The 22,891-nt window shown below is 56.3% G+C and carries 21 protein-coding genes and 1 tRNA gene; 16 read left to right on the top strand and 6 right to left on the bottom strand.

Features of this window, described 5'->3' with window-relative positions; all coding sequences use genetic code 11:
* Positions 1-11 precede the first annotated feature (11 nt).
* Positions 12-476 (bottom strand): hypothetical protein, encoded by a 465-nt coding sequence (locus tag KF857_08590; protein ID MBX3112051.1) that lies wholly within the window; start codon positions 474-476, stop codon positions 12-14.
* An 897-nt stretch (positions 477-1,373) separates the two neighbouring features.
* On the opposite strand from KF857_08590, the gene KF857_08585 reads away from it, so the two are divergent.
* The 14 genes from KF857_08585 to KF857_08520 all read left to right on the top strand — a co-directional run bounded on the left by KF857_08585 (position 1,374) and on the right by KF857_08520 (position 16,436).
* On the top strand, positions 1,374-3,344 hold the full coding sequence (locus KF857_08585; protein ID MBX3112050.1) for an SAM-dependent DNA methyltransferase: 1,971 nt from the start codon (positions 1,374-1,376) through the stop codon (positions 3,342-3,344).
* Positions 3,341-4,087, top strand: a complete 747-nt coding sequence (locus KF857_08580; protein ID MBX3112049.1) for a hypothetical protein — start codon at positions 3,341-3,343, stop codon at positions 4,085-4,087. Before KF857_08585 ends, KF857_08580 begins: the two co-directional genes overlap by 4 nt.
* Positions 4,084-4,479, top strand: coding sequence for a DUF262 domain-containing protein (locus KF857_08575; protein MBX3112048.1), 396 nt, complete (start codon positions 4,084-4,086; stop codon positions 4,477-4,479). Before KF857_08580 ends, KF857_08575 begins: the two co-directional genes overlap by 4 nt.
* 105 nt (positions 4,480-4,584) lie before the next feature.
* Positions 4,585-5,895 (top strand): hypothetical protein, encoded by a 1,311-nt coding sequence (locus KF857_08570; GenBank protein MBX3112047.1) that lies wholly within the window; start codon positions 4,585-4,587, stop codon positions 5,893-5,895.
* Entirely contained in the window at positions 5,895-6,473 is a 579-nt protein-coding gene (locus tag KF857_08565) for a hypothetical protein (GenBank protein ID MBX3112046.1), read from the top strand. The genes KF857_08570 and KF857_08565 overlap by 1 nt, the downstream gene beginning before the upstream one ends.
* Positions 6,470-7,351: a hypothetical protein gene (locus tag KF857_08560; GenBank protein ID MBX3112045.1), complete on the top strand. Its 882-nt coding sequence runs from the start codon at positions 6,470-6,472 to the stop codon at positions 7,349-7,351. The genes KF857_08565 and KF857_08560 overlap by 4 nt, the downstream gene beginning before the upstream one ends.
* 124 nt (positions 7,352-7,475) lie before the next feature.
* A complete protein-coding gene (locus KF857_08555) occupies positions 7,476-8,783 on the top strand; it encodes a restriction endonuclease subunit S (protein MBX3112044.1) in 1,308 nt (435 codons plus the stop codon).
* The gene (locus tag KF857_08550; GenBank protein MBX3112043.1) at positions 8,737-9,825 is read left to right on the top strand and encodes a hypothetical protein; all 1,089 of its coding nucleotides are present in this window, start codon (positions 8,737-8,739) and stop codon (positions 9,823-9,825) included. Before KF857_08555 ends, KF857_08550 begins: the two co-directional genes overlap by 47 nt.
* Before the next feature lie 167 nt (positions 9,826-9,992).
* Positions 9,993-10,538, top strand: a complete 546-nt coding sequence (locus tag KF857_08545) for a restriction endonuclease subunit S (GenBank protein MBX3112042.1) — start codon at positions 9,993-9,995, stop codon at positions 10,536-10,538.
* 83 nt (positions 10,539-10,621) lie between these two features.
* Positions 10,622-11,146, top strand: coding sequence for a restriction endonuclease subunit S (locus KF857_08540; protein MBX3112041.1), 525 nt, complete (start codon positions 10,622-10,624; stop codon positions 11,144-11,146).
* Entirely contained in the window at positions 11,137-11,934 is a 798-nt protein-coding gene (locus tag KF857_08535) for an ATP-binding protein (protein MBX3112040.1), read from the top strand. The genes KF857_08540 and KF857_08535 overlap by 10 nt, the downstream gene beginning before the upstream one ends.
* A gap of 111 nt (positions 11,935-12,045) precedes the next feature.
* A complete protein-coding gene (locus tag KF857_08530) occupies positions 12,046-12,627 on the top strand; it encodes a hypothetical protein (protein ID MBX3112039.1) in 582 nt (193 codons plus the stop codon).
* 330 nt (positions 12,628-12,957) lie between these two features.
* Positions 12,958-13,419: a helix-turn-helix domain-containing protein gene (locus KF857_08525; protein MBX3112038.1), complete on the top strand. Its 462-nt coding sequence runs from the start codon at positions 12,958-12,960 to the stop codon at positions 13,417-13,419.
* On the top strand, positions 13,416-16,436 hold the full coding sequence (locus tag KF857_08520; GenBank protein MBX3112037.1) for a type I restriction endonuclease subunit R: 3,021 nt from the start codon (positions 13,416-13,418) through the stop codon (positions 16,434-16,436). Before KF857_08525 ends, KF857_08520 begins: the two co-directional genes overlap by 4 nt.
* 60 nt (positions 16,437-16,496) lie before the next feature.
* Here the strand turns inward: KF857_08520 and KF857_08515 are convergent, their stop codons facing one another.
* Both KF857_08515 and KF857_08510 read right to left on the bottom strand, forming a co-directional pair.
* Complete coding sequence (locus KF857_08515) at positions 16,497-16,946, bottom strand: hypothetical protein (protein ID MBX3112036.1); 450 nt, start codon at positions 16,944-16,946, stop codon at positions 16,497-16,499.
* Between the two features lie 1,012 nt (positions 16,947-17,958).
* Complete coding sequence (locus tag KF857_08510) at positions 17,959-18,156, bottom strand: hypothetical protein (GenBank protein ID MBX3112035.1); 198 nt, start codon at positions 18,154-18,156, stop codon at positions 17,959-17,961.
* A gap of 259 nt (positions 18,157-18,415) precedes the next feature.
* Here KF857_08510 and KF857_08505 point away from each other — a divergent pair, with 259 nt between their 5' ends.
* Positions 18,416-18,811, top strand: coding sequence for a hypothetical protein (locus tag KF857_08505; GenBank protein ID MBX3112034.1), 396 nt, complete (start codon positions 18,416-18,418; stop codon positions 18,809-18,811).
* Positions 18,812-19,011: 200 nt separating this feature from the next.
* On the opposite strand, the gene KF857_08500 is transcribed toward KF857_08505, so the two are convergent.
* Both KF857_08500 and KF857_08495 read right to left on the bottom strand, forming a co-directional pair.
* Positions 19,012-19,257: a helix-turn-helix transcriptional regulator gene (locus KF857_08500; protein ID MBX3112033.1), complete on the bottom strand. Its 246-nt coding sequence runs from the start codon at positions 19,255-19,257 to the stop codon at positions 19,012-19,014.
* 989 nt (positions 19,258-20,246) lie between these two features.
* Positions 20,247-20,334, bottom strand: a tRNA-Ser gene (locus KF857_08495).
* A 41-nt stretch (positions 20,335-20,375) separates the two neighbouring features.
* Between KF857_08495 and KF857_08490 the strand changes: the two genes are divergently transcribed.
* Entirely contained in the window at positions 20,376-21,155 is a 780-nt protein-coding gene (locus KF857_08490) for an SDR family oxidoreductase (GenBank protein ID MBX3112032.1), read from the top strand.
* On the opposite strand, the gene KF857_08485 is transcribed toward KF857_08490, so the two are convergent.
* Complete coding sequence (locus KF857_08485) at positions 21,152-22,840, bottom strand: protein kinase (GenBank protein ID MBX3112031.1); 1,689 nt, start codon at positions 22,838-22,840, stop codon at positions 21,152-21,154. The two genes, KF857_08490 and KF857_08485, sit on opposite strands and share 4 nt — an antisense overlap.
* Between the last annotated feature and the right edge of the window lie 51 nt (positions 22,841-22,891).

Below are 22,891 nucleotides of genomic sequence, written 5' to 3'. Positions count from 1 at the left end.
CTCTAAGCGCATCAGATTTGAGGAAATCTGTCTGCGTCCTGTCTGCCTTCAGAAATCGTTCCCTCGTACCCCTTGACCCAGTTGGGAATGAATCCATTGGCGGCGTGGGAGAAAAGGGTGAAATTGTCCCTCTTGACCTTAAGAGCAAGAAAATAGATTGCGGCTGCGATGCGTCGGTGCATGTCGGGCAAGAAGTTCAGTGGAGCCTTTGGTGGAACTTCCTGAAGAATCTTCTCAAGGTAATCCGGGTCGCTGCAGGGGAAGACCACGTGGTCACGCATCAGATAGGTCGTCAGCAGGCTTGTGTGCTGGACAAGATGGATGACCGTCTTGTAAGCCACTTCTTCGACAACGTCCCAAATGTCACTTGAGTCGAGCGGAGCACCTTCATGCAAGATCCCTATCAATTCCATCTTTGCATCGAGTGCGGTCGCCTCTCGTAGCCACTTGTACGTGTCTGGGAAAGGTTGGCTCATCGTTGCACGAGCCCCTTCTTGACGATACGTGAGTCTGGCGAGAGCCTCGCCCGACGATTTCGACCGTGAACGATGTAAGGCATGGTGAATCGCCTCGAACGTGATTTCCTGTGTTTGCTTTCCTGTCGCATGCAGGCTTACAGGCATGGCGAGCAGATTTGAGGAATTCAGGCTATATTCGAGCGAAGGTCAACGACTCCGAACTGTGCAGCAAGTCAGACAACTCTTGGGATTCGTCCTCCCGCCGATAGTCTTCACTGCAATCTGACTCGATGCCATACAGTCCGCCGCTCGAAAGCCGCTCGATTCGGAAGCTCCATCGAAGAGTTCGTAGCGAACCTCGGCGACCGCTCGGCAACTTTCGAACCACCAGCCACCTGCTCGAAAAACTCGAATCCGCTGAGCATCCTCTTCGGCGTAGTGACGACAGGCAGCCTCAATCGACCCGAACTGCTCGATGACTCGTGCTTTATCAGCATCGGAAACTGGCTCCAGCCATCTCCAAAGTGGTCTGCAGTGGAGCGCTCAAGGTAGTCGGGCTCACCACATGGGTCATGCTCCCAAACGAAGCTGAAGGAGTGAACGAAGGGAGCGGGTTGAACTGCCACATTTTCTTATCCGCAGCCCTTCACAACTTGAGGATATGAGGCTGGAACCTCATCCGGGTATCGTCTGAGAAAAGTATGATTGGAGGGGTGCGCCGATGCTGGATTTAAGACACGTCTACTCGCTGACCGACATCCTGCGGAACCATTGAGAGCACGTTGCTCGACTGTCGGGATCCAAGGCGCCGGTCTTGTTGACGGTCAAAGGAAAGGCGGCGCTAGTGCTCCAGGACGCCGAGGGATATCAAGAGCTTCTGGAGCGACTCGACCGGGCAGAGGGAAGCAAGCAGGGATGAACGCACAAACGCTGGGCTGGATTACGAATTTCATATGGGGCATCGCCGATGACGTGCTCCGGGATGTCTACGTGCGGGGGAAATATCGGGATGTCATTCTGCCGATGGTCGTCATTCGACGCCTCGACGCCGTCTTGGAACCGACCAAACAAGCCGTCCTCGACATGAAGAAGAACCTGGATGCAGCAGGAGTCGCCAACCAGGAGGCAGCACTTCGGCAAGCTGCTGGTCAGGCGTTTTACAATGCCTCCCCATTCACCCTCCGAGACCTCAAGTCCAGGGCTACTGCTCAGCGCCTCAAGGACGATTTCGACGCCTATCTAGACGGGTTCTCTTCGAACGTTCAGGAGATTCTCGACAAGTTCAAATTTCGGAATCAAATCCCAACCCTGGTCGAAGCCGACATCCTGGGCAGCCTCATCGAGAAGTTCCTCGACCGGTCAATCAACCTCTCACCTCAGCCAGTACTGGAAATGGATGGCAAGGAGAAGATTCCCGCCCTCGACAACCATGCGATGGGCACGATGTTCGAGGAGTTGATTCGCCGCTTTAACGAGGAGAACAACGAAGAAGCAGGCGAGCACTTCACGCCGAGAGATGTCGTCAAGCTCATGGCGGAACTCATCTTCCGACCAATCTCAGACCAGATTGAATCGGGCACGTACCTGGTTTACGACGCCTCATGCGGAACGGGCGGCATGCTCACCGTGGCGGAAGAACGGCTGAAGGAACTTGCCGAGGAGCACGGGAAAGCCGTCTCCATCCACCTCTACGGGCAAGAGGTCAACCCCGAAACCTACGCCATTACCAAGTCAGACCTGCTCCTAAAAGGTGAAGGAGAAGAGGCAGAGAACTTCCGGCTCGGCTCAACACTTTCTCAGGATGGATTCCCGTCCCGTGAGTTCGATTTCATGCTTTCCAACCCGCCCTACGGCAAGAGTTGGAAGACCGACCTGGAGCGCATGGGCGGCAAGGGTGAACTCACCGACCAACGATTCATCATCGAGCACGCAGGCGACCCTGAGTTCAGCCTCATCACCCGTTCCAGCGATGGGCAGTTGATGTTCCTGGTGAACAAGCTCGCCAAGATGAAGCACAACACCCCGCTGGGGAGCCGCATTGCCGAAGTACACAACGGCAGTTCGCTATTCACAGGCGACGCCGGGCAAGGTGAGTCCAACATCCGCCGGTGGATTCTGGAAAACGACTGGCTAGAAGCCATCATCGCTCTCCCGCTGAACATGTTCTACAACACCGGTATCGCCACTTACATCTGGGTGCTGACCAACCGAAAGCCAGAGAATCGGAGAGGCAAAGTCCAACTCATCGACGCCACCCAGTGGTTCAAACCGCTTCGCAAGAACCTTGGCAAGAAGAACTGTGAGCTTGCGCCCGAGGACATCCAGCGGGTCATGGATGTCTTCCTCGATTTCTCGGAATCGGAGCAATCCAAGCTCTTCCCCAACGAGGCGTTCGGCTATTGGAAAGTCGTCGTCGAGCGTCCTCTGCGCATCAAGGGAATCGACCCAACAAGAGCCTACTCCTCGAAGGAAATCAAGGAATTGAAGGCGACGAACGGCGTGGACGAGTCCGCTCCGCCCGTCATCAAGAAGATTCACAAGAGCGCCACACCCGACCCGATGCATGGACTGTTTGAAATAGTCATCGGCGGCAAGCCTTGTGTCGTCGAGTACGAGCCGGACACCGACCTCCGGGACACTGAGAACGTGCCACTGCTCGAAGAGGGCGGAATCGAGGCGTTCATCAAACGTGAGGTTTTGCCGCACGTGCCCGATGCATGGGTTGATGACGACAAGACGCAGATTGGCTACGAAATCAGCTTCACCCGCTACTTCTATAAGCCCAAGCCGATGCGGACATTGGAGGAGATTCGGAAGGATATTGAAGCGCTAGAGAAGGAAACCGAAGGTCTGCTCGACGAGGTTCTGGTCGAGGTGGAATCATGAGAATTCTGTGGAGCGAGTTGGCAGAAGAGAGCGGCGACCTCAATGATGCAACTCCGCTGTCAACGAACAAAGGATTTCAGAATTTTCTCCTTTCCTATGCTCAGCATTTTATGGCTAACTGGCAATTGCCAGTGCCGCCCATCTATACGATTCAGAGCAGAGGCAGTTGCTATGCTCTGGACTCGAAGTCTGTCTATCTCAACCTGGACAAAACGGATGCGCAGGCTCAAAGAGCCAACAAAGGTATGACAGCCGCTGCAGATGCCGAAGAGCTTGCGGCGCTCTTCTGTCTGTTTCACGAGTTAACCCACGCCGTTCAGCACCACTTCTATGGGGACGACCGGGTTTTGAAAAATAGACTTTTGATGGAAGCTCATGCGGACACTGTCGCAGGATTTTGGCTTACGCCGCAACTGCGAAACGGGGTGGCAGAGCTTGTCGCCAACATCGCCTTTCAACTGAGAAGCACCTTCCAATCGAGGACGCATCCTCCTGGATGCACCAGGCGTTCCTCAGTTCAAAAGGGAATGAGCATTGGCTCTGCAATGCTGTTCCAAGATGGTGACCTGACCGCTTCGATTAGCTCACGAGAAGAGCTACTCAAAGACTCAATCAACACAGCAACCGAGTGCCTGTTCAACACCCCTAGACCATGTGACGCACTGTCCGAGATTTGGTCTCAAGTGAACATCGAACTGTGCTCGACGTGTCCCAAGGCTAACCAACCTGATGGGGCAGCATGAGCACCCAGCGCTACTCTGTCACACCCCACCCCATCGAGACCCTACTGACCTGGGTCAAGTCGGGCGAAATCGCCATCCCGGAGATTCAGCGCCCATTTGTGTGGGACGCCAGCAAGGTCAGAAACCTCCTCGACTCCCTGTACCTGGGCTATCCGGTCGGCTACCTCATCGCTTGGCGCAACCCCAACATCAAGCTGAAAGACGGAACCAGCAGCAGCGGCAAGCGCATCCTCATCGACGGGCAGCAGCGAGTCACCGCACTGATGGCTGCGCTCCTCGGTCAAGAGGTCATCACCAAGGATTACGAGACCACCCGAATCCGCATCGCCTTCAATCCCCAGGAGGAGAAGTTCGAAGTCGCCAATCCTGCCATCCGAAAGGACAGCGCCTAGATTGAAGATGTTGCCATCGTCTTTGCCCCTGATGCTAGCCTCACGAAGCTTTCACGCCAGTACCAGGAGCGCAACCCGCAAACCGACGTAGATGAAATCGCTCTGGTGCTTGAGAAGCTGAAGAAGATAACGAACAACCATGTGGGCGTCATCGAACTCGCCGAAGACCTCGAAATCGAGACCGTCACCGAAATCTTCATCCGGGTCAACTCGGCAGGCGTCACGCTCAGCCAAGCCGACTTCGCCATGTCGAAAATCGCCGCCAACGAAACCTACGGCGGCAACCTGCTTCGCAAAGCCATCGACTACTTCTGCCATCTCGCCATTTCGCCCGAGTTCTTCGACCGCATCAGCAAGTTCGACAAGGCGTTTGTCGAGTCTGAGCACTTCGGCAGAATCAAGTGGCTCAAGGACGCCAGCGACGACATTTACGACCCGTCGTACACCGACATGCTCCGGGTGGCGTTCACCTCTGAGTTCCGACGTGGCAAGCTTCAAGACCTGGTGGCGCTACTCTCAGGGCGAAACTTTGAGACCCGGATTTACGAGGAGGAAATCGCCGAAGCGTCATTCGCCCAACTCAAGAGGGGAGTTCATGCTTTCGTAAACCAGACCCACTTCGAGCGCTTCACGATGATAATGCGCTCGGCAGGCTTCATCACCAATCGGCTCATTGGCGGTCAGAACGCCCTGAACTTCGCCTACATTGTGTTCCTGCTTGGTCGAGCGCAGAACCTGCCTCCCAGCCAAATCGAGGTTGCGGTAAGGCGTTGGTATGTATTCTCGATTCTTCGGGGACGGTATTCGGGCAACCCAGAGACCCAGTTCGATTTCGACATTCGTCGCATCGAGGCAGTCGGTCTTCTCGACTACATCAACTCGACCATCGAGGCGGAGATGTCGGACTCCTACTGGCAGAACTTGCTTCCTCAGGAACTGGAGACCTCCTCGGCAACCAGCCCCCTTTTCCATGCCTACCAAGCGGCTCAGGTCGTCATGCAGGACAAGGGCTTCCTCAGCAGCCACATCCCGGTCGATGCGCTCCTCCTGAATCGGTCGGACGCTCATCACGTCTATCCCAAGGACTTGCTGAAGAAGCAGGGGCTCCAACGGGGGCAATACAACCAGCTTGCCAATTTCGTGCTTGCCCAAAGCGAAATCAACATCGCCATCGGCAACAAGGCTCCAGAGGTCTATTTTGGCGAGCTTCGTGCCCAGGTCACGGGCGCTGGTGCGAAGTACGGTGGCATCACGGATGAGGCGACCATGCGAGCGAACTTCCGAATGCACTGCATCCCAGAGTCGATGCTCGATGGTGACGTTCCCAGTTACGAGGACTTCCTCCAAGCTCGCCGAGCCCTCATGGCAGCCAAGCTCCGAACCTACTTTGAACGGCTCGGTGAGGTGAAGACATAATGGCTCCGTACGCTCCCTCAGCATCCAGGTGGATTAGACCTCTCTATGCTCTGGGCAGCTTGGCTCCATTATTCATCGTTCTCCTCATCAAAGGAGAGCCGAAAGTGGACGGGAAGCCCATAGTGGCAGCCCTAACCTATTACATTGCGGTCGCTGCTCTGGCAATCCTCCCAATCGCTGCGATAGCTTTCAGGTGGCGTCAAGCCAGAGCAAACCATGACCACGCCGTCATCCGTGTTGCTCGTCCTGCCGACAGCAAAGACCACCTGCTGGTCTACCTGCTCACTGTCCTAACTCCGCTCTACAGTGCCTCCTTCGGAACGGTGCGGGACTGGTATGCCAGCGTCTTCATTCTCATTGTCATCGTCTTCCTCTTCTGCCACTTCGACCTTTACCACATGAACCTCCTGTTCGCCCTACGCGGTTACCGAACATTCGTGATTCAAGGTCATGGCAACAGCCCACTCGATTGTCGCAAGCCAGTTATTGTCCTAAGCAAGCGAACCTTCCTTACTGAAATGGACTTGCACTGCGTTAGGCTGTCGAACACCGTCTTTATCGAGAGAGAAGAAGCATGAAGACCATCACGTTTGGAGTCCTCGTCAAACACCAAGGCGATTTGAAAGCATTCCTTGTCCCCATTGACCAGGCAGGGCAGGGTCACATCGAGCATATGTTTGAAAAGACCCAGGCGAAGGTAGCGAGTGCCCAGGTTCAGCAGTTTCAACTTGCAGAGAAGTATTCGGATGACCAATGCGCAAAATTGGACTTGAGTGACCCGCTTGCTGAAACGATAAAGGGGCTGTTTGATGCGACGAGTGTAGAGGTAAACCCCGATGTGCTCGATGATATGGAGCATGTCGTCGCCTACTTCGGAGCGATTGAAGAAACCAACTCTCCAAAGCGGCTCGGCATTCGACAAGCCCGAACCTTCAAGAGCTTGAGAACCAAGCCGGTTTGGACTTTCGCTGAAGGTCAACTGACTGAGGACAAGCGCCCGAAGGTCACCCTCTCCGACAGTTGGGAATTGCTCACTGAGGGGAAGGGACTTTTCATCGTGAGTGCGACGGCGTTGGAGCGTATCTGCGACCTAGCACCAGCAATTCGCAAGTCTGCAATTGATGGCTTAGCAGAAATCTCGCCCAACATTCCATTCCTCAACATGGAGCCACTCATAGCTCGGGTCGAAGGCTATACGAGGTCTGCACGCATTGTTGCCGACCTTCAGAAACGAGGTGACCTAGCGGTTGTTTCGGAAACCGCCTTGAAGAACGAAAGCGATAAACAGGGCATCGAATACGAAATCATCGACCACAAATACATGGTCAAAGTGGGGAGCGAAGAAGGGTTACTGATGCTTCTCGACCGGCGAAGATACGCTGACCCGCTTGTTGCCGTGAACCCAGATATCTACGAAGCCGACAGTCGGCATAAGGTCGGGAAGGCTAGGCCCTGATGCTTTTCCGCATAAAGACGGGCGAGGTGAAGGTTTGAGCGCCACCTTGACTGGATACGAAGCCTATCAAGACACCGGGCTGCTTTGGGTCGGTCGCTGTCCCGCTCACTGGTCGCTGCGAAGGATGAAGTACCTAGTCGATGAGCGTGTTGAGAAGGGCTATCCAGACGAACCCCTCTTGACTGCCTCCCAGAGTCACGGCGTCATCGCCAAATCAGACTACGGCTCTCGAACGGTTGAAGCTCAGAAAGACCTGCACCTGCTCAAATTGGTCGAGCCAGGTGATTACGTCATCTCGCTGAGGTCGTTCCAGGGTGGCATTGAATACGCCCACGTCCGAGGCATCATCAGTCCTGCTTACACCGTGCTCGAACCCAAGCCAGAGATTCGGCGTGGCTATTACGAGCACTTCTTCAAGTCCGCCGACTTCATCAGCAGCATGACGCTCTTCGTGACGGGAATCCGAGAAGGGCAGAACATCGACTACGTGCGGCTCAGCCGAGCTTACATGCCCGTTCCTCCGCCCGAGGAACAGGATGCGATAGGGCGCTTCATCCGCCACCTCGACCAGCGGGTGAATCGACTCATCAAGACCAAGCGGCTGCTCATTGAACTCCTGAACGAACAGAAGCAAGCCATCATCCACCGTGCCGTCACCCGAGGTCTCGACCCCACCGTCCCCCTCAAACCCTCCGGCATCGACTGGCTTGGTGACATTCCCAGCAACTGGCAGACGCACGAGTTGCGTCGCCTTGCAAAATTCGTTAGCGGCGGCACGCCGAGCAAAGCGGAGCCTTCGTATTGGATTGGTGAGATTCCGTGGGTCTCTCCGAAGGATATGAAGAAACCGGTCATCGGCGATGCCATAGACCACATTTCCGAAGAGGGTCGAGCGTCCTCAGGACTCACTCTGCTCCCTGTCGGCACGATGCTCATTGTAGTGAGGGGCATGATTTTGATTCGGACGGTGCCAGTCGCCATCACTTCAGCCCCGGTCACCATCAATCAGGATATGAAGGGGCTCCTCGTAGACCAGAGCCGAGTTCTCCCGGAGTTCCTTTACATTGTTATGAGAGCCGCCGAGCCTGCCATATCGTCGATGGTTGAGATGAGCGGTCACGGAACTAGAAAGCTCGTGACCGAGCGGTTGCAGAGGCTCAAGCTTCCAGTTCCTGACCTGAAAGTTCAGGCTGCAATGGTTAGCGGAATCACGTCCGACACCCATGCAGTGGACGCAGCGATTGGCAAAGCACAGTCCGAAATCGACTTCATTCGGGAGTATCGCACTCGCCTCGTCGCCGACGTGGTGACCGGTCAACTCGATGTCCGCCATCTTGATTTGCCCGAAGTCGAAGAATCCCTCATCGAAGCTATTGATGCGGTTGATGGCGACGAGTTGGACGAATCGGTCGAAGGAGAGGAGAGCGACTGAGCAAGCCGTCGAGGTCAAAGTGCTAGTAGAGCAGGCGTTCATGAATCTGCCCGAAATCCTGACGGGCAGCGGTTATCCATCCCAGGATTACGAGGGCGGCATTGTCGCCGCATACGCTCTGGCTCTGCTTCAGGAGCTAAATGGGCGCAACGTCAACAACCCTATATCTGCGCTGCATATGGAGCGCCCGTTCAGACCAAGAAGTACACCGTTACTCACAGCAACAGGTGTGCCCCGTTATTTCCGCTGTGACGTTCATGTGGATGGTTCGAAGGCCAGAGTGGGCTCAAGGCTGCTCTCACTCTATGGATGGAGGCACAGTAATTGGATTGAAGCGAAGTTCTTCCGGTGCTTTGAACCCACGTCAGGGGAGCCAAGGGCATCTGGGAACAAGGATGTCAACAAAGGCGCATTGCTGGCTGACCTGATTAGGCTCCTCACTCTCGTACCGAAGACATCCTCGACGAGAAACCCGGATGTGGACATATGCGGTCGCTATTTGCTCCACATTTATTCACGCAAACCAGGTGACCATCTGAGCTTGAGCTTCAATTCAGGGAATGGCAATAAGAGAACAGAAAGACTGTGGCTCAAAGGGCTGCTCAAGGCGGGACAGAACGAGGTCAAGACATTCAAGATAGATTCAGAGAAACCTGCCGTTAAGGACGCATGTGGAGTCGGACTTGCCACTCTAGAAATCACGTTCCAATCAACATGCTTCGTTCTTGAACCTCTACCGATTCCTGCTGATGAACGAACCTATCACTGCGTGCTCGCACGGATTGACTCGTTTACTGTCGTCAACGGAGGGGACTCTGTTACCTATTCTCTGGGAAGGGAGGTGACCGAACAGCCTGATGGGGCACAGGAGCGAATTGCCACGTTTGTGACAACGCACCTGACCAAGAAATCTAAAGCGGACGATGAGAAACCGCCTGAAGAGCCTGCGGAAACCTATGATGGTGGTGCAATTGACGAACCGGCTCCAGCCCCCGCAGACGTACCAGTTGCCCCACCAGATGGAGCGGAGGCAGAGGTGTGAGCTTAGCCACCGTTACGGGGCTCGATGGGGCGGAGGGAGCTTTGTCGTATCCATTGCGCACAGATTCCCGCCGCATTTGCTCTGACCTCCAAGATTCTAGTCTGCCTTGGCTCGCTTTATGCCCTGCTCACTGGCGCATCGTTCGACCCAAGACCATCCTGCGCCGCATGCAGCGACCGGTGAGACTCTGCGACGAGGTGGTCACTTGCTTTCGAGACGGCGAGGTCACGCTGCGCCACCCCAAGAAGCCCCAGGGCATCATGGAATCGCTGCATGAGGTCGGCTATCAAGGAGTCCGAGCGGGTGACCTGGTTATTCACGACTTGGACGCTTACGCTGGAGCCATTGGGGTTTCCGACTCGGATGGAAAGACCACGCCTGCCTGCGCCGTCTGCACGACCCTGCCCGGAGCCGACGCTCACTATCTTGCGCTGTTGTTTCGAGAGATGGCTCGGAACGGCTATCTGCTGGCGGCTGCCCGTGGGGTTCGGGAACGAGTCGCCGACCTGCAGTTTGGCAACTTCGCCTCCCTGAAGATTCCTCTACCACCTCTGGATGAGCAGGTTGCCATTGTTCGGCACGTGGCGGAGTTCGACGAGAAGATGAACCGCCTGGTCGCTGCCAAGGTACGGTTGCTGGCGCTCTTGGACGAACAGGAGCACGCACTGCTTCAGCATGCGGTGGACACGAATACGGCAACAATGAGATTGTGAGACTCCCCTTCACCCGATGCTTCTCGACTCGCATCGACAACCGAGGCACGACACCCAAGCGCACCGACTTGGGACGTCGTCTGGTGACCTCGAAGAACGTCCGGCAAGGCTATGTGGACTTGTCGGTGGACTTCGACTCAGAGTCTCACGAATTGGAGAGTGCCCGCCAGCCCGAGATAGGCGACCTATTGATGACAACCGAGGCTCCGGTGGGGCATTTTGCTCTGGTTGACCGCCCGGACATCGCCATCGCCCAGCGGGTGGTCGCCTTCCGCCCTCGCTTGGACTTGGTGGTTCCTGAGTATCTGCTGATGCTGTGTCGGTCGAGGGCATTTCAGGATGAGCTTCGACGGCTTGCGACCGGAGCCGGTGCGATAGGAATTCCTACGAGTCGCCTCTCGGAGATTCAGGTTGACCTGCCATCGTTGGGTAGTCAGCGCACGACCGTGCGCTGGTTCGACGACCAAGTACGTCATGTCCTTAGGGCGAAGCAGAAGCTAGTGAGGGAATTGGCTCTTCTGCGGAAGTATCGGGCGAGGCTGGTTTCGGACGTGGTGAAGGGACACCGAACTCCAATCGAGATGCGAGAGAAAGTGGGATGTTGTTAGTCGATGCAAGAGACCAAGGTGCGCTTGAGCGACTCTTAGATGGGTTGCTGAAACTCGGGCGGGAATGCGAGTGGGTTGAGTTCAAGCACAACTGGTCAGAGCCCGATGGCATCGGAGAGTACATTTCCGCCCTCTCAAACTCTGCTGCGATTGCCGGTATGCCTCAAGGCTTCCTCGTTTGGGGAATCGAAGACGACTCTCTCGAAATCGTTGGAACGGAGTTCGACCACGCTACGAAGAAGGTTGGGAACGAGAACCTCGAGAACTGGCTGAGCCGATTGATTTCACCGAGGCTCAACCTTAGATTCATTCGGTTCGAAGTCAATGTGAAAGGCGCTCCGAAGCCCATTCTGCTCTTAGAAATCGACCGAGCCTTTCGCCATCCCACCCGGTTCAAGACGGAGGAATTTGTCCGGGTCGGGAGTTACACCAAGAAGTTCAAAGAGCATCCTGAGAAGGAGGCGCTACTCTGGCAGCAGTTTGCAGATGTTCCTTTTGAAGACTTCGTTGCCCTCGAAGACTTGACCGACGAGCAGGTTGCCGAGCTTCTCGACATCGAGGCATATTTCGCCCTGAATAGGGTTCCTATATCGGATGATCTGGCTCGAAACCTCGAACGCCTCGAAGTCGATGAACTCATCAAGCGAGAAACCTCTGGTCGCTGGGCTATCACGAACCTCGGAGCGCTCCTGTACGCTCGCAACCTGGAGTCGTTCAGAACTCTTTCACGCAAGGTCATCCGAATCGTTCGCTATGAAGGGACAGACCGAATCTCCATCCTGAAGTAGTGGACGATTGCCAAGGGCTATGCCACCGGTTTTGAGCCTGCAGTCGATGCCGTGATGGAGCAACTGCCCTCCCGTGAAATTATTGAAGGCGCTCGACGGCAGACAGTTACGATGGTGCCAACGGTTGCTGTCCGAGAGCTTCTTGCCAACGCCGTGATTCACCAGGACTTAGCGGTGGCTGGAGCGGGTGTTTTGGTCGAGGTGTTCCAGGGCAGGATTGAAATTTCAAATCCAGGCGAGCCTGTGATCGGCGACATCAGGAGATTGCTCGACTTCCCACCTCGCTCCCGAAACGAGGCGCTTGCTTCCCACATGCGACGTGTTGGGTTCTGCGAGGAGCTTGGGAGCGGAATTGACCGTGTTGTTGCACTGGTCGAGGCTTCACAGCTTCCCGCACCTGAGTTCAGCGTGCCGGATGGAAGCACCAGAGCGACTCTCTTTGGCACTCGGCTCTTGAAGGACATGGACGCAGACACTCGGGTGAGAGCTTGCTATTGGCACGCCTGCCTGAAGCGAATCCGGCGAGAATACGTGACGAACGCTAGCTTGAGGGAGCGATTTGGCATTCCTGAGCGAAACAGCGCCACTGTGTCCCGGCTCATTAAGGAGGCTGTCGAGAGCGGACTCATCAAGCCTCATGCGGAGAATGCTTCCAATCGGCTGAAGCGATATGTCCCCTTCTGGGTTGACTGAGTTTATTTGATGGGTATTTTATTGAGAGCCCTCTGGGAGCCGAATTCAAGTTCAAATCTAGGGCTGAGTTTATTTGACGGGCATTTGACGACGAATCAGGAGCCTGAAAGGATTCACAGACGGGTGTCTAGGCATTTCAGGAAGCGCAGGAGCTACTGCAGCCGGAGTTGACCGGCTCTCTCCAGGTCAGAGTTCATTTGATGGGTATTTGATTGAGAGCCCTCTGAGAGCCGGTTTTAGGTTCAAAATCTGCCCGAATCTTATTTGACGGTCATTTGATGGAGGCTCTCCTAAGGTTGCGGATATTTCAGTTGGAGCCATAATTGGATGGTGCGTGCAAGTCAGGACATCCGAGTCGAGCCAGGTGCAGTCTCAGCAGAGTCTCTGCAGAGGCTAACCAAGCTTTGCCGAGAGGGAGAAACAGCCTCACTGGTCGGTCGGAACGGCGAGAAAGTCGCTTTGCCTTGTGAGTTGCGCCGAGTTCTCTCATTCGTTCTGGGAGCCTTTGAGAAGCAGCAGTCGGTCTGCCTGATTCCAGAAGATGAGGCGTTCACGACCCAGGCGGCAGCAAACTTCCTGGGAATGTCTCGCCCGTACCTGATGCGGCTGCTCGATGCCGGAGAGATTCCCTTCCACCGAGTTGGGACTCACAGGAGAGTGCTGTATCGGGACTTGGTGGCGTTCCAGGAACAGCGGAGCGCAGCCCGCCAAGAGGCGCTCTCAAAAATGACTCAGGAACTAGTCGAGGCAGGCGTCTATGACAGAGTTGTTGACGTGGAGAGAGGCTCATGAGCACAGACACAAGTGAGAAGGGGCTTGAACTGCTCATCATTCGCAGCCTCACGGGTCTGACCAACGAGCAGATTCTCAAACCGGTCGCTCCAGGCATTGCCAAGAACCCGCCGGGTTACGGCGGCGCTGGCTACGTTCTCGGACGCTCCCAAGACTACAGCAGGGAATATGGCGTTGACCTCACCTACCTCCTCAAGTTCATCTCACAGACTCAACCGAAGGTTTTTTCTCAGCTTGACCTTGGCACGGATGGAATAAAGCGCACCCAGTTTTTGACCCGGCTCCAAGGCGAAATCGCCAAGCGTGGCATCGTCGATGTGCTTCGCAAGGGTGTCTCCCACCAGGCGGCGCACGTCGAGCTTTTCTACGGGACGCCCTCTCCTGGCAACCAGAAGGCGAGGGAACGCTGGGACGCCAACATCTTTAGCATTACCCGACAACTGTGCTACAGCAAGGATGAAACCCAGCTTGCCCTCGACCTCTGCCTGTTCATCAATGGGCTGCCGATTGCCACCTTTGAACTGAAGAACAGCCTGACCAAGCAGACCGTCGAGGACGCCGTTCAGCAGTACAAGAGAGACAGGGACAGTCGTGAACTGCTCTTTCAGTTCGCCCGGTGCCTGGTTCACTTCGCTGTCGATGACGCCGAGGTTCGCTTCTGCACCCACCTCCGGGACAAGGCGTCCTGGTTCCTGCCCTTCAACAAAGGTTGGAACAACGGCGCTGGCAACCCCACGAACCCGAATGGGCTCAAAACGGATTATCTATGGAAGGAGATTCTCACCAAAGAGGGTCTCACCGACATCATCGAAAACTATGCTGAACGAGTCGAGGAGAAGGATCCCAAGACAGGCAAAGTCAAGCGCCTCCTCATCTTCCCAAGGTTCCATCAGCGGGATGTCGTGCGGAAGCTTTTGGCGGACACTCGAACTCACGGCTTGGGCAAGCGCTACCTGATTCAGCACTCAGCAGGCAGCGGTAAGTCAAACTCGATTGCCTGGCTCGCCCACCAACTTGTGGGTCTGGAGAAGGACTCCGTCTCCGTTTTCGATTCGGTCGTCATCGTCACGGATAGGAGAATTCTTGACAAGCAGATTCGGGACACGGTAAAGCAGTTTGCACAAGTCGGAAGCACTGTCGGAGCCGTCAAAGAAGGAGATTCCAAGTCGAAAACGCACCAGTTGACCGACTACTTGAAAGACGGCAAGAAAATCATCATCACAACCGTCCAGACATTCCCGTTCGTCCTAGACAAAATTGGAAGTGAGCACAAGGGGCGAAGCTACGCCATCCTCATCGATGAGGCTCATTCCGGCCAAGGTGGTCAGACCGCAGCCAAGATGAACATTGCTCTCTCGGGCACCGCTGCAGATGAGGATGAAGACACCGAAGACCAGATTAACCGCATCATGGCAGCCCGGAAGATGCTGCCGAATGCTTCCTACTTTGCCTTCACAGCGACTCCCAAGAACAAAACGCTGGAGGTCTTTGGCGAGCCCTATCCCGAGGGAGATGTGGTCAAGCATCGCCCGTTCCATAGCTACACGATGAAGCAGGCAATTCAGGAGGGTTTCATCTTGGACGTTCTAAAGAGCTACACGCCGGTCAACAGCTATTACAATCTTATCAAGACGGTCGAGGATGACCCCGAATTCGACTCGAAGAAGGCTCAGCGGAAGCTCCGCAAGTACGTCGAGTCACATACCCACGCCATTCGGGAGAAGAGCGAAATCATGGTTGACCACTTCCACGACCATGTGATTGCCAAGCAGAAAATCGGCGGTCAGGCGAGGGCAATGGTCATCACTGGAAGCATCAAACGAACCATCGACTACTTCCACGCTTTTCAGGACTACCTGAAGGATCGGAAGAGCCCGTACAAAGCAATCGTTGCATTCTCTGGCGAGCACGAATACGGCGGACAGAAAGTGACTGAGGCGTCATTGAACGGCTTTGCAAGCAACAAGATTGCCGAGATGATTCAAGATGACCCATACCGTTTCCTCATCTGCGCCGACAAGTTCCAGACTGGCTACGACGAGCCTCTTCTCCACACAATGTACGTGGACAAGCCGCTCTCGGGAATTAAGGCTGTGCAGACCCTTTCACGGCTCAACCGTGCGCACCCTAAGAAGCACGACACGTTCGTTCTGGATTTCGTGAACGACATCGACATCATTCAGATGGCGTTTGACGATTACTACCGCACGACCGTTCTGGCTCGGGAGACTGACCCGAACAAGCTGCATGACCTCAAAGCTGACCTCGATGCCGCTCAGGTTTACAGCGACTCAAATATTCGGCAGCTTGTCGAGCTTTATCTGGCTGGTGCTGACCGAGACACGCTTGACCCGATTCTCGATGGCTGCGTTGCAACGTACCTGGCGTCTCTCGACGAGGATGGTCAGGTTGAGTTCAAAGGCAAAGCCAAGGCATTCGTGCGGATATACGGATTCCTTGCTTCTGTGCTCAGCTACAGCATCGCTTCATGGGAGCGACTGTCCATCTTCCTAAATTTCCTCATTCCCAAACTTCCAGCCCCTAAAGAGGAGGACTTGTCCAAAGGAATCCTGGAGTCCATCGACATGGACAGTTACCGGGTCGAGGTTCGGTCGGCTCTCTCAATTTCACTTACGGACGAGGATTCCGAGATTGAACCAGTTCCGACTGCTGGCGGAGGGCATCCTCCCGAGCCCGAGCTTGACCGGCTGAGCAACATCCTCAAGTCGTTCAATGACCAGTTCGGCAATATTGAGTGGAAGGACGGGGACAAGATAAAAGAGGTCATCACTCAGGAGATTCCTGCGAAAGTGGCGGCGGACAAGGCGTACCAGAACGCCATCGCCAATTCCGACAAGCAGAACGCTCGCATTGAGCATGACAAGGCTCTGCAGCGGGTTCTCGTCGAGCTACTCACCGACCACACGGAGTTGTTCAAACAATTCTCGGATAATCCCGCCTTCAAGAAGTGGCTGTCGGACACGAACTTCAAATCGACGTACAAGGACGGGCGCTGAAATAGCGCTTGCCTGAATATGGGAGCCTCTGACTAATCAAAACTGATGATTGCTTCGAGGTCATCCAACCAGCCATCGAGGGCTGCTTGAAACTTGTGATGCACTTTGCCTCAATCGCAAAACAACATCATTCTTGTTCGCGAGCCCGGAATTGCCAAAACCTCCATTGTCAAGGCGGCAACTAGTGGCTCCGGTAAGCACATTGACGGTAACCTCTCTGCGTTTGAGTTCTACAAGCTGCTGTACCAGCACCAGGACGAACTCTTTGTGCTGGACGATGTGGACTCCCTGTACGGCGACCGTGCCTTCATGAGACTGCTCAAGCAAGCGTGCCAGACGGTACCTGTGAAAACGGTGTCCTGACGGACAAGGCATAGTGACCTTGGCGATGAAGGCGTCCCGGTTGAGTTCGAGACTAAGAGCCGCTTCGTCATTATTGCCAACGACTGGCGCACCCTGAATCGCAATGTCGCCGCAATCGAAGACGGGGGACTTCTCATCCACTTGCACCGAGCCCGGAAGACATCCACAATTACGTCGAGACCTGGTTCGACGACCGAGAGGTTCTTGACTTCGTTTGGAAATGGCTCCCATATGTCGGCACAGTCAGCGCCCGACTTTACATCACGGCGTCGCAGTTGAGGTAAGGCAATCTGGACTGGTAGCGCACCGTCCTCGATACGCTGGGCATCGACAACACCACTCGGCTGCTCGTCGATTTGAAGACGCTCGACACTCCAACCGAAAAGAGGCTTGAGGAGTATGCGAAGCTAACCTGAGCAGGGCAACCTACTTCTGAGACCTGAACAGGTTCATGGAGCGCCGCAATCGAGACCGCTCAGCAGATGGAGAGTCACAGTCATGAGCGTCATCCGGTATTGCTCGCAATGGTTCCGTGATGAGATCTTGAGACTCAATCCGGCTCTCGATTCGAAGCCGGGGCGGTGGGAGTTCCTACAGCATCTGCTCTACGGAGTTCACTTCAACGAGGACGAGAGGCTCATCATCTAAAGGAACGAGCTTTCCGAATGGATGTGCAGACAAGGGCACATCGGCAGTGGGCACGGCAGCGTGAGAAGAATTGCAGAAGACTTTTCAACGCATGTGCTTGCAGTCTCACTTGGCGGTCATGAATACAGCCCCTTAAGGGGATAGTTCCTCTCAATATCCGTGAATTCGCCACTTCCAACATCACTATCGGGGCTCTGGGAGAGAGAGCAGCGCACGCGCCAAACCACAAGGATACAGTTTGTATCTGGCTCGAAGGCAATTGTGCTCGATGAGTTGCCCGTGCTCAAGTCGTCTTGTGATGCATCAATTGAGATGGCGCAGTACATGAATGACCTCCCTACGAAGCGATTCACGACAGCCGTGGAGCGACATTGGGAAGAGGCAGCTTCTCTCGCAGCGGAACTGGGAGATGTTAACTGTGGGGCAGGAAAGCATTGTGCGGCTACGCTGACCCGCCTCTTCTTCGGCAATTCCCAGAGAGGAACCTGCGAACACAGCCCTTCTATTGAGGTCACCTAAAATCAGCAAACAAATTGGCGAGCTTATTGGAAGCGGCTCGAAGACGCGACTGAGCACGGTCAACGGATATGTCGAGGATATTTGCAGCGTCTTGATAGCTCAACTGCAGCAACCTGACGAGTTCAATGACCGCAGCATCGAGTTCAGGAAGCTGAGCCAGAGACCACCTCGCCAGAGCTTCTCCTTCCATCTCGTCGAGCGACGAGCAATGAAGGGATTGGCAATCGTCCTGATGTCGTCAAAGCAAATCTTCTTCGAAAACTGCAGGTGTCCCCAGGCTAATTCCGTTGTGGGTGCCCGCGAGGAGAGGGTCGAGCACCAGCGCCAGGAATCGAAACTGGAGTAGACGATCTAAGCGCCGCAACAAGAAGCCGTTTCACGACATGTCAACGTGCAAAGAACCGACAAGAACGGCATGGCTCGAGGCAGGACACGCCCTAATTGCATTGATGAACCATTCAGAATCCGTCTGCAGCTTGGAACACTACGGTGGCGACTCATTTGACAGTGCTCTTGGCGTTTGTCGTTTGGAAGACCTTACTCCGTACGGTCACTTCGATGACTACATGCAGCCGGAACTTGGCCTTGCAGGAGTGGTCGCCGAGTGCATTCTCACCCGAGAGAACTTCTATGATGTTTGGTGGTCACACAATCTCGAAGGTCACACCGACTTCTGCTACTTCATGGAGAGATGCGAAAAGTGGGACATCGAGGTTTATGCCCAAATGGACGAAATGGTCGAACGCACATTCGCGCTGCTGGTAGCTCGCCGAGTAGCATGGCGTAAGGTGGCAAAGGAGCTGATGCGATGCAAGTGTTTGTTCTCGTATCGGGTTCGTGGTTGAATAAGGTTGGGCGCACGCTCACTCCAATTCAGAACCCTAGATTGCACGAAGCCTTGGAATGCAGACACCAATGGACGCAGCAATTCCTGGCAGACAATGAGGTTCTGGATGCGTACTACGAGCGAGGGCTGAATGCGAGTGGCGCATGTAGCCAAACATAACTCCGATGAGCCACAGAAGATGGGGCAGAGTTGCCAAGGTTACTGAGCATCCTCGACACAGGGTTGCTGAAGGTTGACCAGGAACTTCCCCATCAACTCGATGGAGTCAACTCCAATGGCTCGGACGAGGGCAACAAACTCGACAACGTCAAGTAATCTCGACCCATTCTCCACCTTGTGGTAGACGGTGGGATTGAAACCGAGACTCTTGCCTACTTCTCGCTGAGACAAACCAGCCGACTCCCTTGCGTCACGAATCGTCGTGAGAAGGATGTCCGTTTCCAAAGAGATGGACGACTGCCGAGTGCGCTTTGGCACGTATTGGCGACAGGGTTGCACTCAAGGCTGTAGGTAAGAGAACTACATGCGGAGCAGCGCTAACCCACTGAGCGGCTGGATTGGCAGCGTCTTGTTTGGTTGCACCCTCCTTTGCGCCATTATCTCGTGCTCCGGATGGAAGAAGTCGCCTGTTCGAGCGTCGGTGACCGTCTTCGATTACGTTTCCACCGCAGGTGCGACCAAGGGAATAGCCACTGTTCTGAAATGCTAGGTCGACGGGTCAGCCGAGATGATTGGGCTCGAAAGGGGGCTTTGGTACAGGAGCAATTTGCTCGGTGAGCCCAAGGGCTCCGACTTGACTTTGCAGGGCTTCGTTGATGCAACGTCATACATCGACACTTTCCACCCCTATCGGGACGGCAACCAAATCCTCATGAAATCGCACGAACTGAATATGAGTTGCAGAAGCCGTTGAAAGAGGGCACAGGGAGGTCTGATGAACTGTCCGATCTGCATGAAGCCACTGACATCCCAAGAGAAGTTTGGCAGGATGTACACCTGCGTAAGCTGCGCCAACAAGACGGAAGCGCCACATTCTGGTGGTGATGTCACTCAAGGATGTGCACTTGGGTGTGGCAAGACTGCCCAAGCCATCTTCGGGATTTTCCTCGTGGTCGGCGGGGTTCCAGTCCTTTTTCACCCCCGGATTCGCAGGCGGCATTTTGATGGTTCTGCTTGGCGGTGCGATGGCTCTCTCAGCTTTGCACGACCTTTTTGTCGGCTGAGCCTCTCGCAAGATTGGGGCTCCCCAAATCGGGAAAGGAGACTCAAATTTTTGACCCCACCGGGGGGTGCCGCGAGAAATCTACGTCTGCGCGGAGAGGTCGCAGAGGGTCTGGAAGCCGCACTCATGCTTTGAAACCTTGCGTGCCTTTGAGTCTGAGAGACCGTGGCAGATTGGGATTGAATCTGTTTCAGACCCAAATCAAAAAGGCTGGAGGAGAGAGTGGGATTCGAACCCACGGGACGTTGCCGCCCAACGGTTTTCAAGACCGTCGCAATCGACCACTCTGCCATCTCTCCTCGACGGGGCCACGAGGATACCGCCCATGTTAGAATCAGGCATGGACTTCGGGTTGCGGGGCAAGGTCGCCATGGTCGCGGCAGGCACGCGGGGGATCGGCTTGGCGTGCGCCAAGCTCCTCGCCGCCGAGGGGTGCCGCGTCTCCATCTGCGGGCGGGACGAGGACCGCTTTTTGCCCGCCCTGGCCGAAATCGGCGGTGACGCTCAGGCCTTCTCGGCCGATGTCAGCACGCTTCAGGGCATCGAGCGATGGTTCGAGGCGACCGCAGAAAGCTACGGCCCGGCCGACATCCTTGTCACCAACACCGGCGGGCCCCCGGCGGGAGCCTGGAAGGACATGACCGACGAGCAGTGGACCGCGGGGTTTGAAAGCACCCTCTTGAACGTCGTGCGTATGGTCCGACTCGCCTCCCCGGCGATGGTCGAGCGTAAGTGGGGACGGATCGTCCACATCACCAGCCTCGTCGCCAAGCAGCCGAACCCGCTCCTTCCGATCAGCTCCACATTGCGCGGCGGGCTTATGAACTTGACCCGGCTCCAAGCGGGCGACCTGGCCCCTCACGGCGTGACCGTCAATGGGGTCCTGCCGGGCCACACCCTTACTGACCGGCAACGGCACCTCGCCTCCGTGCGCGCGGAACGGAGCGGCATCACGCCGGACGAGGCGTTGCGGATCCAGGCCGAAGAGGTCCCCGTCCGCCGCCTGGCGGACGCAGACGAGATCGCGGCGGTGGTGGCGTTCTTGGCCAGTCGGCAAGCCTCCTATGTGACGGGGACGAGCGTTCTTGTCGACGGTGGACTGACGATGGGCCCCGGTTAGCCGCCGAGAGAGTCGAGGGCGGCGCGGATCTTGGCGTATTCGTCGTCCATGCCGCGCGTGAAGGCCTGGGCTTGGTAGAGAGCCTCCCTCGCCCGCGTGCGCTCACCGCCTTGGGCAAGGTAGTCGGCCGCGCTCAGAAAGGTCTCCACTGCCGTCCGGTTGACCATGTCCGCGTCGGCGGGGCTCTCGGTCGCCGCCTTGGCGTACAGGCTCGCCGCCTCTTCCCAAAGTTCCCCACGACGCTTGTCGAAGTCCTCGTTCATCGCCCGGGCCACTGTCTCTTGAGCCTGCCTCAACGTCGCAGGGACGTCGATCGCGGGGCGCCCCGGGCCTCCATCAGCGACCCGTGTCGGACCACGACTTGCCGCCGGGGCCGTCACCGGCGAGGCTGACGACCGGGGTGCCACACGGGGCTGACGCTGCGCGTCGGCGACCGCCGAACTCAGGGCGTTGATACCGACCAGCACGATCAGGAGCATGAGGCCGACGATGATCGTCCACTTGAGCAGGTTTCCCATCGTGGCCTTTGCCTCCGCGCTGATGATGGGGCGGCGCGGGGGCGGAGGATAGTAGACCGGGACGGGCTGGACCGGACTGACCCCCGTCGGCATGTACGGCTGTTGGGAGCCGTAAGGAGTCGCCGTCCCATAGGGCTGCGGCTGGGGATAGGCCGGCGCACCGTAGGGGGTTTGGATATACGGGACCGGTTGTCCGTATGGAGCCGTCGAATAGGGGGCGGGCTGGCTCAATGGCGCGGTCTGGACCGGCGGGGCAAAGGGGTTCGCCGGGCCACCGCTCGGTTGCGCATAGGGCATCGGCTGGGCCGACTGCGTGGTGGAGAAGGGGTCGATCACCGCGCCAGGGGCGAGTCCTTTCTCCGCCGAAGCCAGGGCGTCGATCATGGCCTGGGCCGACGCATAGCGCATCACCGGGCTCTTGTCAAGCGCCCGGTTGACGACCTGCCAGAGCCCGTAGGGGCATTGGGCCGGTTGGTCGGGCTCCTTGTTCATGATCGCGTAGGTGATGCCCATGACGCTGTCGCCGGTGAACGGCTTGACCCCCGCGATCATCTCGTACAGGATCACGCCGACACTGAAGACGTCGCTCCGCGCGTCGATCTCCTTGCCGTTGATCTGCTCGGGGGACATGTAGCTAGGCGTGCCGAAGACCTGGCCGTCCATCGTCAGGTTGGGTTCGAACATGAGCCGGGCGATACCGAAATCGGTCAGCTTGATCTGACCGTTCTCGAGGATCTGGATGTTCTCCGGCTTGATGTCCCGGTGGACGACGCCGTTTTTGTGGGCGAACTCCAAGCCGGCGAGAATCTCCTTGGCGACCAGACACGCCCGGGCCGGGTCAAGGAACCCGGCCGCTTCCATTTCTTGACGGAGCGTCTGCCCGTCGAGGAACTCCATGGCGAGAAAGTGCCGGTCGCCCTCTTCGGCCACCTCGTAGACGGTGACGATGTTGGGGTGCACCAGCGAGCCGGCCGCCCGGGCCTCGCGCAAAAACCGCTTGATGCGGTCTTGTTTCTGCTGGGCCGTCGCCCCGCCCGGCATGTCGAGTTCCTTGACCGCGACACGCCGGTGCATCACGGGATCGTAGGCCTCGTAGACGATGTCGTTCGAGCGGGCGATCTCCCGGATGATTTGGTACTTACCCAGCGTGTTGGGTGTCTGGGGCATACAGCGGCGCTTCCCTAGTCAATGTTCGGTCGCCGACGGCGACCCCTCCTT

Source organism: Fimbriimonadaceae bacterium, from assembly GCA_019638795.1.
Taxonomy (GTDB): Bacteria; Armatimonadota; Fimbriimonadia; order Fimbriimonadales; family Fimbriimonadaceae; genus JAHBTB01.
This window is presented reverse-complemented; position numbering and strand designations above follow the sequence as displayed.

What these genes read in the sequence shown, in the direction of transcription:
- KF857_08590 (MBX3112051.1), bottom strand. Translation starts at nt 476, where the DNA reads ATGAGCCAACCTTTCCCAGACACGTACAAGTGGCTACGAGAGGCGACC.
- KF857_08585 (MBX3112050.1), top strand. Translation starts at nt 1,374, where the DNA reads ATGAACGCACAAACGCTGGGCTGGATTACGAATTTCATATGGGGCATC.
- KF857_08580 (MBX3112049.1), top strand. Translation starts at nt 3,341, where the DNA reads ATGAGAATTCTGTGGAGCGAGTTGGCAGAAGAGAGCGGCGACCTCAAT.
- KF857_08575 (MBX3112048.1), top strand. Translation starts at nt 4,084, where the DNA reads ATGAGCACCCAGCGCTACTCTGTCACACCCCACCCCATCGAGACCCTA.
- KF857_08565 (MBX3112046.1), top strand. Translation starts at nt 5,895, where the DNA reads ATGGCTCCGTACGCTCCCTCAGCATCCAGGTGGATTAGACCTCTCTAT.
- KF857_08560 (MBX3112045.1), top strand. Translation starts at nt 6,470, where the DNA reads ATGAAGACCATCACGTTTGGAGTCCTCGTCAAACACCAAGGCGATTTG.
- KF857_08555 (MBX3112044.1), top strand. Translation starts at nt 7,476, where the DNA reads ATGAAGTACCTAGTCGATGAGCGTGTTGAGAAGGGCTATCCAGACGAA.
- KF857_08550 (MBX3112043.1), top strand. Translation starts at nt 8,737, where the DNA reads ATGGCGACGAGTTGGACGAATCGGTCGAAGGAGAGGAGAGCGACTGAG.
- KF857_08545 (MBX3112042.1), top strand. Translation starts at nt 9,993, where the DNA reads ATGCAGCGACCGGTGAGACTCTGCGACGAGGTGGTCACTTGCTTTCGA.
- KF857_08535 (MBX3112040.1), top strand. Translation starts at nt 11,137, where the DNA reads ATGTTGTTAGTCGATGCAAGAGACCAAGGTGCGCTTGAGCGACTCTTA.
- KF857_08530 (MBX3112039.1), top strand. Translation starts at nt 12,046, where the DNA reads ATGGTGCCAACGGTTGCTGTCCGAGAGCTTCTTGCCAACGCCGTGATT.
- KF857_08520 (MBX3112037.1), top strand. Translation starts at nt 13,416, where the DNA reads ATGAGCACAGACACAAGTGAGAAGGGGCTTGAACTGCTCATCATTCGC.
- KF857_08510 (MBX3112035.1), bottom strand. Translation starts at nt 18,156, where the DNA reads ATGGAAGGAGAAGCTCTGGCGAGGTGGTCTCTGGCTCAGCTTCCTGAA.
- KF857_08505 (MBX3112034.1), top strand. Translation starts at nt 18,416, where the DNA reads ATGAACCATTCAGAATCCGTCTGCAGCTTGGAACACTACGGTGGCGAC.
- KF857_08490 (MBX3112032.1), top strand. Translation starts at nt 20,376, where the DNA reads ATGGACTTCGGGTTGCGGGGCAAGGTCGCCATGGTCGCGGCAGGCACG.
- KF857_08485 (MBX3112031.1), bottom strand. Translation starts at nt 22,840, where the DNA reads ATGCCCCAGACACCCAACACGCTGGGTAAGTACCAAATCATCCGGGAG.